The following is a 16,088-nucleotide window of genomic DNA, read 5'->3' as shown; positions in this document are numbered from 1 at the left end:
CAGGGAGAGGGGAAGACAACGTTCAGAGACCCGCTTCCAGAATACGGATATGGGTTTCCAGTACATCGCCTTTTACTGCTTCGCTCCACGCTTTCATATGCGGCGTTTGCAGATGGGCTTCAAGGTGCGCCACGCTTTCCCACACTTCCACCATCATGATGGAGTCCGGTGCGGTGGTTTGAAAGCTCACGTTCGCGGCGTGATCCACCAGCGGCGCATAGCCATGACATCCCTCTTCCTGCAATACCACCGGCACTATCTTCGCGAACTGATCGAGCACCGCCTGGCGATGATGTTGCCCTGGACGGGTACGGATTTCTGCAATTACTGTCAACATGATTAACCTACTCCCTATAAGTCCAGCTTCACAGTTAAGCAAAAATCTCTGTCAGATGCTTGCGATATTCTGCGATATAACGCGGGACGTCCGGCATTTTAATCACATCATTGGTGATAAAGGTTGGCAGCGCGTCCATGCCAAGGAATTGATTTGCCTTGTGAAAGGGCAGATAGACGCCGTCTACGCCGACACCGTGGAAGAATTGTTCTTTATCGGTGAACGCTTCCATTGGCGCGTTCCAGGTCAGTGACAACATATAGGTTTTGCCTTGAATCAGGCCGCCGGAACCGTATTTTTTTGACGCATCGGAACGGGTACGGCCATCGCTGGCGTAGAGTGTACCGTGGCCTTCGGTGAAGACATCATCCATATATTTTTTCACCGTCCAGGGCGCGCCCATCCACCAGCCGGGCATCTGCCAGATGATAGTGTCTGCCCACAGGAAGTTCTGCACTTCTTCTTTTACGTCATACTCACCGTCGGCGCGGACGGTGCGAACATCATGCCCGACGTCGCGCAGAAAACTTTCCGCGACCTCGGTCAGGGTGTCATTCAGTTGACCTTTTGAGTGTGCGAATTGCTTCGCGCCATTGATAATCAGAATATTGCTCATGGGAATTCCTCAGCGAAATACGTTTGCGGGCCATGGTATCCTGATCGACGGTGCGGTTAAATTGGCAAAAAGTGCAAAGACTTTTGCTTTTACAGCAATAATGCCGCTACCAACTGACCCGCGCGATAAACCCCCCCTGCGGATGATTACCGAATGTCACCGTCATGTGATGCAGCCTGGCAATGCGCTGCACAATCGACAGGCCCAACCCGCTGCCGGTTTCGCTCTGGCCGGGCGGGCGATAGAAACGTTCGCCAATACGTGCCAGCGCTTCTTCGCTAATGCCTGGACCATTATCCCTTACGCTAAAACAATGGGCATCGAGCGTAACATCCACGGTACTGCCCGCCGGGCTATAACGAATGGCGTTGTCCAGCAGATTACGTACCAGCAGGCTGAGTAACAAGGGCTGACCCTGGCGGCTGACGGTGTTGTCATGGAGATGCAGACGGACATCAATGCCGGCCTGCTGCGCCGGATGGTAATTATCCATTACCGCGGATTGCAGCAGCGCAGCCAGTGAGATGGGTTCGAGATCGTCAAGATTATCCAGTGAGTCGAGCCGTGACAGCGTCAGTAACTGATCCACCAGACGGGCAGCGCGATCGATTCCCGTATGTAACTGAGCCAGCGCTTTTTGCCGATCAATAGGATCGTCATCGGAAAGCTGGGCGACGTCGGTCTGCACTTTCAGCGCCGCCAGCGGACTACGTAGCTCATGGGCGGCATCGGAGGTGAAACGCCGCTCGCGCTGCATCATCGTATGAGTGCGGGCAAAGAGCTGGTTCAGCGCCTCCACCAGCGGACGCACTTCACGGGGTACACCGTCGTCTGGCAACGGTTCGGCGAGATCCGGCGCGCGTGCGCGCAGCGACAGCGCCAGTTTTTTCAGCGGGCGCAGCTCCAGACTCAGGAGAACAATCAGCAGAATCAGCATCAACGGCAAGGCGACAAGCCACGGCGTGAGTTGTGAGGTTATAATCTCCAGCGCCATCTCCTGGCGATAATCCCACTCCTGACCGACAACAATGCGAAAGCGCTTGTTTTCAGCGGTGAGCCACAGAAAGCGCCACGAGTCATCATCATCGCGCAGATGGCCGTTATCAAACCCTTCGCGCCGATAGTTATAGGGGATCTCTTTGCCGTTCGCGCCATCATGCAGCAGCATTTTGCCGTCTGTCGAATAGATGGCGAACGCCAGCGCATCATCGTCGAGATGGCCATGCTTCACCTTTTTCTTCGCGATCTGCGGCGCGGCGCTTTGCAGTTGTTCAAACTCCATAACGCTCAGGCGCTTGGCGAACAGCATTTGCTGGGTGTCGAACAGCTTGTCGAGCTTATCACGGGTCTGCTGCCAGGCAACCAGGCTGGCGCACAGCCAGGCTGCGAGCGATAACAGTAAAAACAGTAACGTCAGGCGCAGGCGCAGACTCAACGGGCGGGTGCGTTTCATGCTTCTCCCAGGGTGTAACCGATGCCGTGAACCGTGCAGATAAAGTGGCTGCCCAGTTTGCGTCGCAAGTGGTGCACATGCACCTCCACGGCATTACTGGTGACATCGTCATCCCAGTTATAGAGCTTCTCTTCGATGAGTTTACGCGGCAGTACGCGACCGGCGTTGCGCAGTAACAGTTCCAGCAGGGCGAACTCCTTCGGTTTGAGTGCCAGCGTTTCGCCATTCAATGTGGCGACCAGGCTGCCGGGATCCAGCATCACCCCGCCGTGGCGCAGCGTATTTTGCGTTTGTCCGTGTGTACGGCGAATCAGGGCTTCCAGTCGGGCGGCCACTTCGATCAGCGCAAACGGTTTGCACAAATAATCATCCGCACCCAGGCGCAGCCCTTCCACTCGTTGATCAAGGGCATCGCGGGCGGTCAGGATCAGCACCGGTTCGGCGCGTTGTTGTTCGCGCCAGTCGCGCAGAATGTCGAGGCCATCGATACCGGGGAGCGTTAAATCGAGGATCACCGCGTCATAAGGGGCGGTAAACAGCGCCGCTTTCCCTTGTTTGCCGTCCGTGAACCAGTCGACGCTAAATCCCTTTTTGCTGAGTCCGGTTTTAATGCCGTCGCCGATGAGCGTGTCATCTTCAATCAGTAAAATGCGCACAATGCCTCCTTTCATCACCCTGTTATGGGCAGTAAACCCGTTGGCGACAGGCAATGTACAGCGAAAAATTATCTTTTTTCCCGTTAAGAAGTCGTTAAGGAATGACCGGTTAAATGGTCGCAAACCACAGGAAAAGGGAGAGACAAAATGAAAAAGATCGCCGCCATTATTGCCGTATTTGCGTTATGTTCCGCACCGGCCTTCGCCGCGAATCAGGGTGGGTTTACCGGCCCAGGTGCCTCTCAGCAGAGTGGGGGTTTTACCGGGCCGAACGGTAGCAAAGCCACCGTTGAGAGCGTGAAGTCGCTGCGGGACGATGCCTGGGTTACGTTGCGGGGGAACATCGTTGAGCGCGTTTCCGACGATACCTATTTATTCAAAGATGCCACCGGTACCATCAATGTGGATATCAACCGTAAACGCTGGAATGGCGTGACAGTCGGGCCACAGGATGTGGTGGAGATCCAGGGAGAAGTGGATAAAGACTGGAACTCGGTGGAAATCGATGTAAAAGAGATCAGTAAGGTCGCCCAGTAAGCGCCAGGTGCGCGTGAAAAAATCGCTCATCTCTATGACTCCTCGCCGCAGATAGGGTAGTATCTGCGGCAATATTGCCGCCGTACAGGCGGGCACATACGTTGAGGAATCACGATTAATGAGCGATATGGCAGAGCGCCTTGCGCTGCATGAATTTACGGAAAACGCCTACCTGAACTACTCCATGTACGTCATCATGGACCGTGCGTTGCCGTTTATCGGTGATGGCCTGAAACCTGTTCAACGCCGCATCGTTTACGCTATGTCTGAACTGGGGCTGAACGCCAGCGCCAAATTTAAGAAATCCGCCCGTACCGTGGGCGACGTCCTGGGTAAATACCACCCGCACGGCGACAGCGCCTGCTATGAAGCCATGGTGTTGATGGCGCAGCCGTTCTCCTACCGCTATCCGCTGGTTGATGGGCAGGGTAACTGGGGGGCGCCGGATGATCCGAAGTCCTTCGCCGCCATGCGTTATACCGAATCCCGCCTGTCGAAATATGCCGATTTGCTGCTGAGCGAACTGGGCCAGGGCACCGTTGATTGGGTACCGAACTTCGACGGTACGATGCAGGAGCCGAAAATGCTGCCTGCGCGCCTGCCGAATATCCTGCTGAACGGCACGACCGGGATTGCAGTAGGGATGGCGACGGATATTCCACCGCATAACCTGCGCGAAGTCGCTAATGCGGCTATTGCCCTGATTGAGCAGCCGAAAACCACGATCGACCAGTTGCTGGATATTGTGCAGGGGCCGGACTACCCGACTGAAGCAGAGATCATTACCTCCCGTGCCGAGATCCGCAAAATTTACCAGAATGGTCGCGGTTCAGTGCGTATGCGCGCGGTCTGGAAAAAAGAGGATGGCGCGGTGGTGATCACCGCGCTGCCGCACCAGGTTTCCGGCGCACGCGTGCTGGAGCAAATCGCCGCTCAGATGCGCAATAAAAAATTGCCGATGGTCGACGATCTGCGTGACGAATCGGATCATGAAAACCCGACGCGTCTGGTGATCGTCCCGCGTTCTAATCGCGTGGACATGGAGCAGGTGATGAACCACCTGTTCGCCACCACCGATCTGGAAAAGAGCTACCGCATTAACCTGAATATGATCGGTCTGGATGGCCGCCCGGCAGTGAAAAACCTGCTGGAGATCCTCACCGAATGGCTGGCGTTCCGCCGCGACACCGTGCGCCGCCGCCTGAATCACCGTCTGGAAAAAGTCCTCAAACGCCTGCATATCCTTGAAGGTTTGCTGGTGGCATTCCTCAACATCGACGAAGTGATCGAAATCATTCGTACCGAGGACGAACCGAAGCCAGTGCTGATGTCACGCTTTGGCATCAGCGAGACGCAGGCGGAAGCGATCCTTGAGTTAAAACTGCGCCATCTTGCCAAACTGGAAGAGATGAAGATCCGTGGTGAGCAGGATGATCTGGCGAAAGAGCGCGATCAACTGCAAGCGATCCTCGCTTCTGAGCGCAAGATGAACACTCTGCTGAAGAAAGAGCTACAGGCGGATGCCGATGCGTTCGGCGACGATCGCCGTTCTCCGTTGCATGAGCGCGAAGAAGCGAAAGCGATGAACGAGCACGATATGCAACCGTCTGAGCCGGTGACCATTGTGTTGTCGCAAATGGGCTGGGTGCGTAGCGCCAAAGGCCACGACATTGACGCGCAGGGACTGAGTTACAAAGCCGGTGATAGCTGGAAAGCGTCGGCGAAAGGCAAGAGCAACCAGCCGGTGGTGTTCATCGACTCCACCGGACGCAGTTACGCAATCGACCCGATTACGCTGCCGTCCGCACGTGGTCAGGGCGAACCGCTAACCGGTAAGCTGACGCTGCCGCCGGGAGCGACCGTTGAGCATATGGTGATGAGCAACGATGAGCAGAAACTGCTGATGGCGTCGGACGCGGGTTACGGTTTTGTGTGTACCTTTAACGACCTGGTGGCGCGCAACCGTGCCGGTAAAACGCTGATCAGCCTGCCGGATAACGCGCGGGTGATGCCGCCGCTGGAAATCGTTAACGATGACGATATGCTGCTGGCCATCACCACCGCCGGTCGTATGCTGATGTTCCCGGTCAGCGATTTGCCGCAGTTGTCGAAAGGGAAAGGCAACAAGATCATCGGCATCCCGTCTGCGGATGCAGCAAACGGTAGCGACGGGCTTGCGCACCTCTACCTGTTGCCGCCGCAGAGCACGTTAACCATCCATGTCGGCAAACGCAAAATCAAGCTGCGTCCTGAAGAGCTGCAAAAAGTGCAGGGCGAACGCGGGCGCCGCGGTACGCTGATGCGCGGTTTGCAGCGTATCGATCGCGTTGAGATTGATGCGCCTTCCCGTCCGGCGACGGGCGACAGCGAAGAGTAAGGCGCAAAAGCGTGTCTCCATCGCCCCTGAGGGAGACACGTTTCTACATTAAAATTTCCCGTAAAAGCGTTGTTAATTCGGCAATTGCGATTAACAATACGCTTTTTTAAAGGCCGCATAACACAAAGCCCAGGCCAGTTGATGGCTCATTGTGGCGCCGCCAGCCTCAGCGTAGTGCTGCTGGCGTGTATATAATGCTCAAAGGTATGGGCTTCAGAGGTCGCTATGCTATTCATTTTTCGCGTAATCATCGTTGTTATTTATTCCATTCTGGTGTGCGTATTCGGGTCCCTTTACTGCCTGTTTAGTCCACGTAATCCAAAACATGTTGCGACCTTCGGTCATATGTTTGGTCGCCTTGCGCCAGTTTTCGGCTTGAAAGTCGAAAAACGTCTGCCGCCGGATGCCGCGAAGTTTGGCAATGCTATCTATATTGCGAACCATCAGAACAACTTCGACATGGTGACCGCATCCAACATTGTGCTACCGCCAACGGTGACCGTGGGTAAAAAGAGCCTGTTGTGGATCCCGTTTTTTGGTCAGCTTTACTGGCTGACCGGCAATCTGCTGATTGATCGTAATAACCGTGCGAAAGCCCATGGCACCATTGCCGAAGTGGTTAAGCAGATCCAGAAACGCAATATTTCCATCTGGATGTTTCCGGAAGGCACCCGTAGCCGCGGTCGCGGTTTGCTGCCGTTTAAAACCGGGGCGTTTCATGCCGCGATTGCCGCCGGTGTGCCGATCATTCCGGTCTGCGTGTCGACGACGTCTAACAAAATTAAACTCAATCGCCTGCGCAACGGGTTGGTTATCGTTGAGATGTTGCCGCCCATTGATATCACCCGCTTTGGTAAAGATCAGGTGCGTGAGCTGGCAACTCATTGCCGCGAATTGATGGCAACGAAAATCGAGGAACTCGATAAAGAAGTTGCAGAACGCGAAGCCGCCGGTCGGGTTTAACCTTTTGTTGTTAATAAGTCCGCAGACAGTGATGCTTGCGGCAAAGAGTCAGTGTTACACGGAGCAAATATGTCACTCAGTCGGCGTCAGTTTATTCAGGCATCCGGGGTTGCGCTATGTGCAGGTGCGGTGCCGCTGAGGGCAAATGCCGCCGGGCAACAACCGCAGTTGCCCGTTCCTCCTCTGTTTGAATCCCGTCGCGGGCAACCGCTGTTTCTTACCCTGCAACGTACGCACTGGTCATTCACGACCGGTACACGTGCCCAGGTTTTCGGCATCAATGGGCGTTATCTTGGGCCAACGATCCGGGTATGGAACGGTGATGACGTCAAACTGATTTATAGCAACCGACTGGCGGAAAACGTGGCAATGACCGTCAGTGGTTTACAGGTGCCAGGGCCGCTGATTGGTGGCGCAGCGCGCATGATGACCGCCAATAACGACTGGGCACCGGTGCTGCCTATTCGTCAGAATGCCGGGACGCTGTGGTATCACGCCAATACGCCGAACCGCACCGCGCAGCAGGTCTATAACGGCCTTGCGGGAATGTGGCTGGTGGAGGATGAGATCAGTAAGTCGTTACCGATACCGAACCATTACGGCGTGGATGATTTCCCGGTCATTATTCAGGATAAGCGGCTGGATAATTTCGGTACGCCGCAATACAGCGAACCCGGTAGCGGTGGTTTTGTCGGCGATACGTTGCTGGTGAACGGCGCGCAAAGCCCGTATGTGGATGTTTCCCGTGGCTGGGTGCGACTGCGTCTGTTAAATGCCTCGAACTCCCGGCGCTACCAGTTACAAATGAGTGATGGTCGCGCACTGCATGTGATTGCCGGCGATCAGGGCTTTTTACCCGCACCGGTATCAGTAAAGCAGTTGTCGTTGGCACCGGGGGAGCGCCGCGAGGTGCTGGTGGATATGACCAACGGTGATGAAGTGTCGATCACCTGTGGCGAAGCGGCAACCCTGATGGATCGCGTACGCGGTTTCTTCGAGCCCTCCAGCATCCTGATTTCGACGCTGGTGTTGACGTTGCGTCCAACCGGGCTGTTACCGCTGGTGACGGACAGACTACCCATGCGTCTGCTGCCGTCAGAGATTATGGCCGGTACACCAACCCGCAGCCGGGATATCACGCTGGGCAGCGATCCGGGCATTAACGGGCAGTTATGGGATCCGCAGCGGATCGATATCACTACGCAGCAAGGCACCTGGGAGCGCTGGACCGTCCGCGCCGAGATGCCGCAATCCTTCCATATTGAAGGCGTAATGTTTTTGGTGCGCAACGTTAACGGTGCGATGCCATTCCCGGAGGACCGGGGCTGGAAAGATACTGTCTGGATCGACGGACAGGTGGAACTGCTGGTGTGGTTCGGCCAGCCTTCCTGGCCGCACTTCCCGTTCCAGTATCAAAGCCAGACGCTGGAGATGACCGACCGTGGTTCGGTAGGGCAGCTGCTGGTGAACCCGGCGCCGTAACATGTGTAAGCCTGCCAGGTTTTTACCTGTCAGGCTGCTGTCCTGTACAAAATCCTCCTTCATTTCCGGTCAAATTACGGCGTATAATCGCCGCCCTTTGATTATTTTTTTATCATTTTTGGAAGCAAGATGAGCGCAATATCCCTGATCCAACCGGATCGTGACCTTTTCTCATGGCCCCAGTACTGGGCGGCCTGCTTCGGCCCTGCGCCGTTTTTGCCGATGTCGCGCGAAGAGATGGATCAACTCGGCTGGGATAGTTGCGACATTATTCTGGTGACGGGCGATGCATATGTCGATCACCCCAGTTTCGGGATGGCGATTTGCGGCCGTATGCTGGAAGCACAAGGGTTTCGTGTTGGTATCATTGCCCAACCGGACTGGAACAGCAAAGACGACTTTATGCGTTTGGGCAAACCGAACCTGTTCTTCGGCGTCACCGCTGGCAACATGGATTCGATGATCAACCGCTACACCGCCGATCGTAAGCTGCGTCATGACGACGCCTACACCCCGGATAACGTCGCCGGTAAGCGTCCGGATCGCGCCACGTTGGTTTATACCCAACGCTGTAAAGAAGCGTGGAAAGAGGTGCCGGTGATCCTCGGCGGTATTGAAGCCAGCCTGCGCCGTACCGCACATTATGATTACTGGTCTGATACCGTGCGTCGCTCGGTGCTGATTGACGCCAAAGCCGATATGCTGATGTTTGGCAACGGTGAACGCCCACTGGTGGAAGTGGCTCATCGTCTGGCCGCGGGCGAACCGATCTCGCAGATCCGCGATGTGCGTAACACCGCGATCATCGTCAAAGAAGCGCTGCCGGGCTGGAGCGGGGTGGACTCCACCCGCCTCGATACGCCGGGTAAGATCGACCCGATCCCGCATCCGTATGGCGAAGATTTACCCTGTGCGGACAACAAACCCGTAGCGCAGGAAGCAAAACGTGTGACGGTGCAGCCGCCGCGCCCGAAACCGTGGGAAAAAACCTATGTGCTGCTGCCTTCTTTTGAGAAGGTAAAAGGTGATAAGGTGCTCTACGCCCATGCGTCGCGTATTTTGCACCACGAAACGAACCCCGGCTGCGCCCGCGCGCTGATGCAAAAACACGGCGATCGTTACATCTGGATCAACCCGCCAGCTATCCCGCTGTCGACCGAAGAGATGGACAGCGTGTTTGCTTTGCCCTATAAGCGCGTGCCGCACCCCGCCTATGGCAAAAGCCGTATCCCGGCGTATGAGATGATCCGCTTCTCCATCAATATTATGCGCGGCTGTTTTGGTGGCTGTTCCTTCTGCTCCATCACCGAGCATGAAGGCCGTATCATTCAAAGCCGCTCCGAAGATTCGATCATCAATGAGATCGAAGCGATTCGTGATAGCGTACCGGGCTTTACCGGGGTGATTTCCGATCTCGGCGGGCCGACCGCCAACATGTATATGCTGCGCTGCAAATCGCCGCGTGCGGAACAGACCTGTCGCCGACTCTCTTGTGTTTACCCGGAGATCTGCCCGCATATGGATACCAATCACCAACCGACGATCGATCTCTATCGTCGTGCCCGTGATTTGAAAGGTATTAAAAAGATCCTGATTGCCTCTGGTGTGCGTTACGATCTGGCCGTTGAAGATCCGCGCTATGTGAAAGAGCTGGCGACGCACCACGTGGGCGGGTATCTGAAGATTGCGCCGGAACACACTGAAGAAGGTCCGCTGTCGAAGATGATGAAGCCGGGAATGGGCAGCTATGACCGCTTTAAGCAGTTGTTCGACACCTATTCCAAACAGGCGGGCAAAGAACAGTATCTGATCCCCTATTTTATCTCCGCCCACCCCGGTACGCGTGATGAAGACATGGTGAACCTGGCGCTGTGGCTGAAGCGTCACCGCTTCCGTCTTGACCAGGTACAGAACTTCTATCCCTCACCGCTGGCGAACTCGACAACCATGTATTACACCGGCAAAAACCCGCTGTCGAAAATCGACTATAAGAGCGAAGAGGTGGTGGTCCCCAAAGGGGACAAACAGCGCCGTCTGCATAAAGCGCTGCTGCGTTACCACGATCCGGCCAACTGGCCGCTGCTGCGCCAGGCGCTGGAAGCGATGGGTAAAAAGCATTTGATTGGCTCGCGCCGCGAATGCCTGGTGCCGGCACCGACGCTGGAAGAGATGCGTGAAGCGCGCCGTCAGAACCGCCAGTCACAGCCAGCGTTGACCAAACATACGCCGATTGTGCACCAGCGTAGCAACGGTAAAAGCGCTGCATCCACGAAGAAAAAAGCCACGCGGGTGCGTTAAGTCACCCTAAAAATGCCCGGTTTACACCGGGCATTTTTTTGTGCTCAACGGGCATTCAACCGCCGAACTGATCCGGGTCTGGCCCCAGCCGTTTACCGGCATCCAGTTTGGCAATTTCCGCCAGCTCGTCTTTATCCAGGCGGAAATCCCAGACATCAAAGTTTTCGGCAATGCGCGACGGCGTGACCGATTTCGGGATCACCACCAGACCGCTATCAAGATGCCAGCGGATCACTATCTGTGCAGGTGTTTTGCTGTATTTATCCGCCAGCGAACGGATGATTTTCTGATCGAAGACCCCTTCACCGCCCTGTGCCAGCGGGCTCCAGGACTCGGTCTGGATCTTGTGTGTGGCATTCCAGGCGTGCAACTGGCGCTGCTGCATCAACGGGTGTAGCTCGATTTGGTTAATCACCGGCGCGACGCTGGTTTCATCGATCAGGCGTTGCAGGTGTGGGATCTGAAAGTTGCACACGCCGATGCTCTTCACCAGCCCCTGCTGCTGTAATGCGATCATCCCTTGCCACGCCTCGACATAATGATCGATGGCCGGTACTGGCCAGTGCATCAGATAGAGATCCACATAATCAAGCTGCAGTTTTTTCAGACTTTCTTTTAATGCTTGCGCCGGGCGCTGCTGATCGTCATTCCACAACTTGGTGGTAATAAATAACTCATCGCGCGGTACGCCCGAGCTGGCAATCGCTTTGCCCACGCCTTCTTCATTTTTATAGGCTGCGGCGGTATCAATGGATCGATACCCCACGTCCAGTGCCTTATGAATCGCGGTAACCACTTCCTCGTTGCTCGCTTTCCACACGCCAAGACCCAGTTGCGGCATCAGTGTGCCGTCAGAAAGCTTAATCACGGTGGGATGTGTCATGCATTTCTCCTTTCAATAGGCTTACCGGGACAGGCCCGGTAAGGTGGTGTGCATTAAGTGTGGTCGAAAAAACCAAAAACGAAAGCCGTTGCCAGACGACCTTAGCGCGCCGCTTCGTAGATGCGACGGCTGACTTCCAGTGTAATATCCTGGTGTTCGCCGAGTTGCGTCATACCGTGTTCTTCGAGTTTGCTCAACAGCGCCGGAATTGAGCTACCGTCGAGGCCGTAACCGGACAACCGCGTCGGCACGCCCATACGTTCGAAGAAGTTACGCGTTGCTTCAATGGCCGCATCGATACGCTCGTTTTCAGAGCCTTCAGTGATGTTCCACACGCGCTCACCGTATTGCAGCAATTTGGCGTGCTTGGTATCGCGTTTTTCATTCCACAGTGCAGGCAGAACAACGGCCAGGGTTTGCGCATGGTCAAGACCATGCATCGCAGTCAGTTCATGACCGAGCATATGTGTTGCCCAGTCCTGCGGTACACCTGCGCCAATCAGACCATTCAGCGCTTGCGTTGCCGCCCACATCACGTTGGCGCGTACGTCGTAGTTTTCCGGTTCCTGCAACGCTTTCGGGCCTTCTTCGATCAGCGTCAGCAAAATGCCTTCCGCGAAACGATCCTGGATTTTGCCGTCCACCGGATAGGTGACGTACTGCTCAACGGTATGGACAAAGGCATCCACCACGCCATTCGCCACCTGACGCGGCGGCAGGGTGTAGGTGTAAACCGGATCGAGGATGGCAAATACGGGCTGCACGAAAGCAGAGTGGAACGCCTGTTTGTCGCCGGTTGCTTTACGAGATACCACCGCGCCTGCGTTGGATTCAGAACCGGTGGCTGGCAGCGTCAACACAGAACCCATCGGAATGGCGCTTTTGATGTCACTCCCCCGCGTTTGCAGGATGTGCCACGGATCGATGCCGTCTGCGTACTGCGCTGCTGCGGCGATAAATTTGGTGCCATCGAGTACAGAACCACCGCCCACCGCCAGCAAGAATGTGATCTTTTCGTCTTGCACGATTTTTACGGCTTTCATCAGGGTTTCGTACGTCGGGTTTGGCTCAATACCGCTGAATTCGCGGACATCCAGACCTTGCAGCGCGCTGTAGACCTGATCCAGCACGCCGTTTTTCTTCACGCTGCCGCCGCCATAGGTAATCAACACGCGGGCCTCCGCCGGGATCTGCTCACGCAGATTAGCAATTGCGCCTTTACCAAACAGGATGCGGGTAGGGGTATGCAGATTAAAGTTATTCATTGCTCGTTCCCTTCTCATTAGGTGAAAAATGTCCGGCAGCTGTCTGCCTGATGGGATTATTGTGGGCGTGGGCAGCGTCTCTCTCAATGCACATTCCTGCGAATGTCTTGCCTGTTTCTCTTTTAGGCTGGAGAAAAAGCATAAAACTGAGCACACTGTCTGTGTCAAAAAGCCTTGCCGGAGTAGCGGAAAATGAAGCGCGAAGAGATTTGTTTGCACCTGACAGAAAAGATTAAGGCTCTGAAAATAAATGAAAACACACTCAGTGAACTGCTGCCGGATATCCGTTTGCTGTACGGGACTCAGCCGGGAACCCGAACACCGGTGATGTACCTTCCGGGGATCGTTTTTCTCTTTTCCGGTCATAAAATCGGTTATATCAATGAGCGCGTTTTTCGCTATGACACTAACGAGTATTTATTACTGACGGTGCCGTTACCGTTTGAGTGTGAAACCTTTGCCACGCCGGAGGTGCCATTGGCGGGTCTTCGCGTAAACGTCGATATCCTGCAATTACAGGAACTGTTGATGGATATCGGCGAAGATGAACTCTTTCGCCCTGATATCGCCGCGAGCGGGATTAACTCGGCGGTCCTGTCGGAAGAGATCCTGTGCGCCGCCGAACGCTTGCTGGACGTGATGGAGCGCCCGCTGGATGCGCGTATTCTCGGTAAACAGATTATCCGCGAGATCCTTTACCACGTGCTGACCGGGCCGCGCGGCGGTGCGTTGCTGGCACTGGTGAGTCGCCAGACGCATTTTAGCCTGATTAGCCGGGTGCTGAAGCGCATTGAGAGCCAGTACACGGAGAATCTGAGCGTCGATCAGCTTGCCGCTGAAGCCAATATGAGCGTGTCGGCGTTTCACCACAACTTTAAGTCAGTGACCAGCACGTCGCCTTTGCAGTACCTGAAGAGCTACCGTCTGCACAAAGCACGTATGCTGATGGTGCATGATGGTATGAAAGCCAGCGCTGCGGCGATACGGGTTGGCTATGAAAGTCCGTCGCAGTTCAGCCGCGAGTTTAAACGCTATTTTGGTCTGACGCCGGGAGAGGATGTGGCGAGAATTCGTACCATGCAGGGGATGTAAAAACGGCCCCTCTTCGCCGGGAAGAGGGGCAGCGGGTCAGGCGTTGCAGTATTTTTTCTTCAGCACCACCGCAACAGTGCCGACAAGCCCGGCAACCAGCAGGAAGACCGGGAGGATCATCAGAAACGTCATCACCTGATCTTCATGACGTTTCACAAACGGGATCATGCTGATGGCGTAGCCAAAAGAGGTGACGACGCCAACCCATAGCAGAGCGCTCAGCCAGTTAAACAGCTGGAAGCGGCGGTTCGACAAACCGGATATGCCGGCCATGGTCGGCAGCAGGGTGCGAATAAACGCCAGAAAACGCCCGGCAAGCAGCGCCAGCAGACCGTGGCGGTCAAACATACAGGTCGCCCGTTCATGGTATTTCACCGGTAGCTGCGCAAGCCAGCTTTTCACCACCCGCGTATTGCCCAGCCACTTGCCTTGCAGGTAGCTGAGCCAGCAGCCGAGACTGGCGGCGGAGGTGAGGATAAACAGGGTGGATACAAAGTCCATGCAGCCGCGCGCAATCAGCGCACCGGCCAGTAACAGCAGGCTGTCCCCCGGTAAAAACGAAGCAGGAAGCAGGCCGTTTTCCAGAAACAGCGTGGCGAACATCACAAAATAAACAACGCCAACAACATGCGGGTTAGCCAGCGCAGCAAAGTCGTGTTGCCAAAGCGCAGCGATAATATCTTGAATAACAGCCATGGACGTTCCTGTGGTACCGCGTAGAGGAGGCTATTGTACTCCAACTCGCCAAAAACACCTTGATCCGGGGCGCAAGAAACAGAGAATTTTCTGAAGCTTTACCCCGGTTAGCCTGGTTTACACGATACGCTGGAATCCTGCAGCTAAATCTTCAATCAGATCGTCAACATTCTCTAAACCAATATGCACCCGAATTAGGGTACCGGTGAAGTCCACTTCACCATCCGGGCGGATCGCCGCTATCTGTTCCGGCTGGTTGGCCAGAATTAACGACTCATAACCGCCCCAGGAGTAGGCCATGCTGAACAGTGAAAACGGATCGAGGTATTGCGACAGTTCTTCATGGGTTAAGCGTTTAGTTAATACAAAGGAGAACAGGCCGCTGCTGCCGGTAAAGTCACGTTTCCAGTACTCATGCCCTTTGCTTCCTGGCAGCGCTGGATGATTCACCCGCGCCACTTGCGGGTGCGTCGCCAGCCATTCGGCAATTTTTAAACTGCTTTCATGGTGCTGACGCAGGCGCACGCCCAATGTACGCAAACCGCGGCTGGTCATATACGCGGTATCCGCATCCAACATTTGCCCCATCAGATAGGCGTTTTCACGCAGTTGCTCCCAACAGCGGGCGTTGGAAACGGCGGTGCCCACCATCGCGTCGGAGTGACCAATCAGGTATTTGGTGCCTGCCTGAATCGAGATATCAATATCAAACTCCAGCGCTTTGAACAGGATGCCAGCCGCCCAGGTGTTATCAATCATAATGATGGCGTTCGGGGCTACGCTTCTCACCGCCTGCACAATCGCCGGAACGTCATGCACCTCCATGGTGATGGAGCCGGGAGATTCCAGGAATACCACTTTCGTATTGGGTTGGATGAGATGCACAATGCTGGCGCCAATCATCGGGTCAAACCAGCTGGTGGTGACGCCCAGTTTGGCGAGAATTTTGGTGCTGAAATCTTGGGTCGGTTCATAGGCGGTGTTGGTCATCAGCACATGATCGCCTTGCTCAACGAACGCCAGAATGGTGTTAGCCACCGCCGCCGCGCCGCAGGGGAAAAGCGCGCATCCGGCGCCGCCTTCCAGTTCACACATCGCTTCCTGCAATGAGAAGTGTGTTAGCGTACCGCGGCGACCATAAAACAGTTCGCCGTTCGCCCGGTTGCGGGTAGCGTGTTTTTTGGCTTCCACCGTTTCGAAGACCAGGGAAGAGGCGCGTTGGATCACGCTGTTCACCGAGCCTAGTGTATATTTTTTGCTGCGCCCTGCGTTTACCAGAGCGGTATCAAGATGCTTCGCCGTCATTTTCGCTCAACCTGTTTTTATACGTCTGGATGTCCAGACTACCATGATTGTGGGTTGATGCATCCCTGTTTGCGGTGCGGGTGTTAATTTTTTCTACGACGTGTTCAGTCGCGCGGGTTTACTGCGTG

Annotated in this window: 14 protein-coding genes; 6 read left to right on the top strand and 8 right to left on the bottom strand. The window is 55.2% G+C overall.

The annotated features are described in order from the left end of the window. Positions 1-22 precede the first annotated feature (22 nt). The 4 genes from GA0061071_RS20055 to qseB form a co-directional block, all read right to left on the bottom strand. Entirely contained in the window at positions 23-337 is a 315-nt protein-coding gene (locus tag GA0061071_RS20055; RefSeq protein ID WP_061493131.1) for a putative quinol monooxygenase, read from the bottom strand. A 34-nt stretch (positions 338-371) separates the two neighbouring features. Then, complete coding sequence (locus GA0061071_RS20050) at positions 372-953, bottom strand: NAD(P)H-dependent oxidoreductase (RefSeq protein WP_061493132.1); 582 nt, start codon at positions 951-953, stop codon at positions 372-374. A 106-nt stretch (positions 954-1,059) separates the two neighbouring features. Continuing rightward, entirely contained in the window at positions 1,060-2,406 is a 1,347-nt protein-coding gene (gene qseC / locus GA0061071_RS20045) for a quorum sensing histidine kinase QseC (RefSeq protein ID WP_088238412.1), read from the bottom strand. Further along, positions 2,403-3,062 carry a quorum sensing response regulator transcription factor QseB gene (gene qseB, locus GA0061071_RS20040; protein ID WP_088238411.1) on the bottom strand — a complete coding sequence of 220 codons (660 nt, stop codon included), beginning with the start codon at positions 3,060-3,062 and terminating at the stop codon, positions 2,403-2,405. Before qseB ends, qseC begins: the two co-directional genes overlap by 4 nt. 147 nt (positions 3,063-3,209) lie before the next feature. On the opposite strand from qseB, the gene GA0061071_RS20035 reads away from it, so the two are divergent. The 5 genes from GA0061071_RS20035 (at position 3,210) to GA0061071_RS20015 (ending at position 10,719) form a co-directional block, all read left to right on the top strand. Continuing rightward, positions 3,210-3,599 carry a YgiW/YdeI family stress tolerance OB fold protein gene (locus GA0061071_RS20035; protein WP_061493135.1) on the top strand — a complete coding sequence of 130 codons (390 nt, stop codon included), beginning with the start codon at positions 3,210-3,212 and terminating at the stop codon, positions 3,597-3,599. A 118-nt stretch (positions 3,600-3,717) separates the two neighbouring features. Further along, on the top strand, positions 3,718-5,976 hold the full coding sequence (parC, locus tag GA0061071_RS20030) for a DNA topoisomerase IV subunit A (protein ID WP_061493136.1): 2,259 nt from the start codon (positions 3,718-3,720) through the stop codon (positions 5,974-5,976). A 225-nt stretch (positions 5,977-6,201) separates the two neighbouring features. Continuing rightward, entirely contained in the window at positions 6,202-6,939 is a 738-nt protein-coding gene (gene plsC / locus GA0061071_RS20025) for a 1-acylglycerol-3-phosphate O-acyltransferase (RefSeq protein ID WP_061493137.1), read from the top strand. A gap of 69 nt (positions 6,940-7,008) precedes the next feature. Further along, positions 7,009-8,421 (top strand): cell division protein FtsP, encoded by a 1,413-nt coding sequence (gene ftsP, locus GA0061071_RS20020; RefSeq protein ID WP_061493138.1) that lies wholly within the window; start codon positions 7,009-7,011, stop codon positions 8,419-8,421. Between the two features lie 129 nt (positions 8,422-8,550). Beyond that, positions 8,551-10,719, top strand: a complete 2,169-nt coding sequence (locus tag GA0061071_RS20015; protein ID WP_061493139.1) for a YgiQ family radical SAM protein — start codon at positions 8,551-8,553, stop codon at positions 10,717-10,719. 55 nt (positions 10,720-10,774) lie between these two features. Here the strand turns inward: GA0061071_RS20015 and dkgA are convergent, their stop codons facing one another. Continuing rightward, positions 10,775-11,602: a 2,5-didehydrogluconate reductase DkgA gene (dkgA, locus tag GA0061071_RS20010; RefSeq protein ID WP_088238410.1), complete on the bottom strand. Its 828-nt coding sequence runs from the start codon at positions 11,600-11,602 to the stop codon at positions 10,775-10,777. A gap of 101 nt (positions 11,603-11,703) precedes the next feature. Next, positions 11,704-12,867, bottom strand: a complete 1,164-nt coding sequence (gene yqhD, locus GA0061071_RS20005) for an alcohol dehydrogenase (protein WP_088238409.1) — start codon at positions 12,865-12,867, stop codon at positions 11,704-11,706. A 192-nt stretch (positions 12,868-13,059) separates the two neighbouring features. Between yqhD and GA0061071_RS20000 the strand changes: the two genes are divergently transcribed. Continuing rightward, the gene (locus GA0061071_RS20000; protein WP_061493142.1) at positions 13,060-13,959 is read left to right on the top strand and encodes an AraC family transcriptional regulator; all 900 of its coding nucleotides are present in this window, start codon (positions 13,060-13,062) and stop codon (positions 13,957-13,959) included. Positions 13,960-13,995: 36 nt separating this feature from the next. Here the strand turns inward: GA0061071_RS20000 and yghB are convergent, their stop codons facing one another. After that, complete coding sequence (gene yghB, locus GA0061071_RS19995; protein WP_061493143.1) at positions 13,996-14,655, bottom strand: DedA family general envelope maintenance protein YghB; 660 nt, start codon at positions 14,653-14,655, stop codon at positions 13,996-13,998. Between the two features lie 117 nt (positions 14,656-14,772). Continuing rightward, positions 14,773-15,960, bottom strand: a complete 1,188-nt coding sequence (gene metC, locus GA0061071_RS19990) for a cystathionine beta-lyase (protein WP_088238408.1) — start codon at positions 15,958-15,960, stop codon at positions 14,773-14,775. Between the last annotated feature and the right edge of the window lie 128 nt (positions 15,961-16,088).

The sequence above is a fragment of the Kosakonia oryzendophytica genome (assembly GCF_900094925.1).
Classification (GTDB): Bacteria; Pseudomonadota; Gammaproteobacteria; order Enterobacterales; family Enterobacteriaceae; genus Kosakonia; species Kosakonia oryzendophytica.
Note: the sequence above shows the minus strand (reverse complement) of the source record. Positions and strands in the feature narration are given on the sequence as shown.

Excerpts from the sequence above, each read along its gene's own strand:
- qseC (WP_088238412.1), bottom strand. The coding sequence starts at position 2,406 with ATGAAACGCACCCGCCCGTTGAGTCTGCGCCTGCGCCTGACGTTACTG.
- GA0061071_RS20000 (WP_061493142.1), top strand. The coding sequence starts at position 13,060 with ATGAAGCGCGAAGAGATTTGTTTGCACCTGACAGAAAAGATTAAGGCT.
- plsC (WP_061493137.1), top strand. The coding sequence starts at position 6,202 with ATGCTATTCATTTTTCGCGTAATCATCGTTGTTATTTATTCCATTCTG.
- yghB (WP_061493143.1), bottom strand. The coding sequence starts at position 14,655 with ATGGCTGTTATTCAAGATATTATCGCTGCGCTTTGGCAACACGACTTT.
- GA0061071_RS20015 (WP_061493139.1), top strand. The coding sequence starts at position 8,551 with ATGAGCGCAATATCCCTGATCCAACCGGATCGTGACCTTTTCTCATGG.
- yqhD (WP_088238409.1), bottom strand. The coding sequence starts at position 12,867 with ATGAATAACTTTAATCTGCATACCCCTACCCGCATCCTGTTTGGTAAA.
- GA0061071_RS20035 (WP_061493135.1), top strand. The coding sequence starts at position 3,210 with ATGAAAAAGATCGCCGCCATTATTGCCGTATTTGCGTTATGTTCCGCA.
- GA0061071_RS20050 (WP_061493132.1), bottom strand. The coding sequence starts at position 953 with ATGAGCAATATTCTGATTATCAATGGCGCGAAGCAATTCGCACACTCA.
- ftsP (WP_061493138.1), top strand. The coding sequence starts at position 7,009 with ATGTCACTCAGTCGGCGTCAGTTTATTCAGGCATCCGGGGTTGCGCTA.
- metC (WP_088238408.1), bottom strand. The coding sequence starts at position 15,960 with ATGACGGCGAAGCATCTTGATACCGCTCTGGTAAACGCAGGGCGCAGC.
- dkgA (WP_088238410.1), bottom strand. The coding sequence starts at position 11,602 with ATGACACATCCCACCGTGATTAAGCTTTCTGACGGCACACTGATGCCG.
- parC (WP_061493136.1), top strand. The coding sequence starts at position 3,718 with ATGAGCGATATGGCAGAGCGCCTTGCGCTGCATGAATTTACGGAAAAC.
- GA0061071_RS20055 (WP_061493131.1), bottom strand. The coding sequence starts at position 337 with ATGTTGACAGTAATTGCAGAAATCCGTACCCGTCCAGGGCAACATCAT.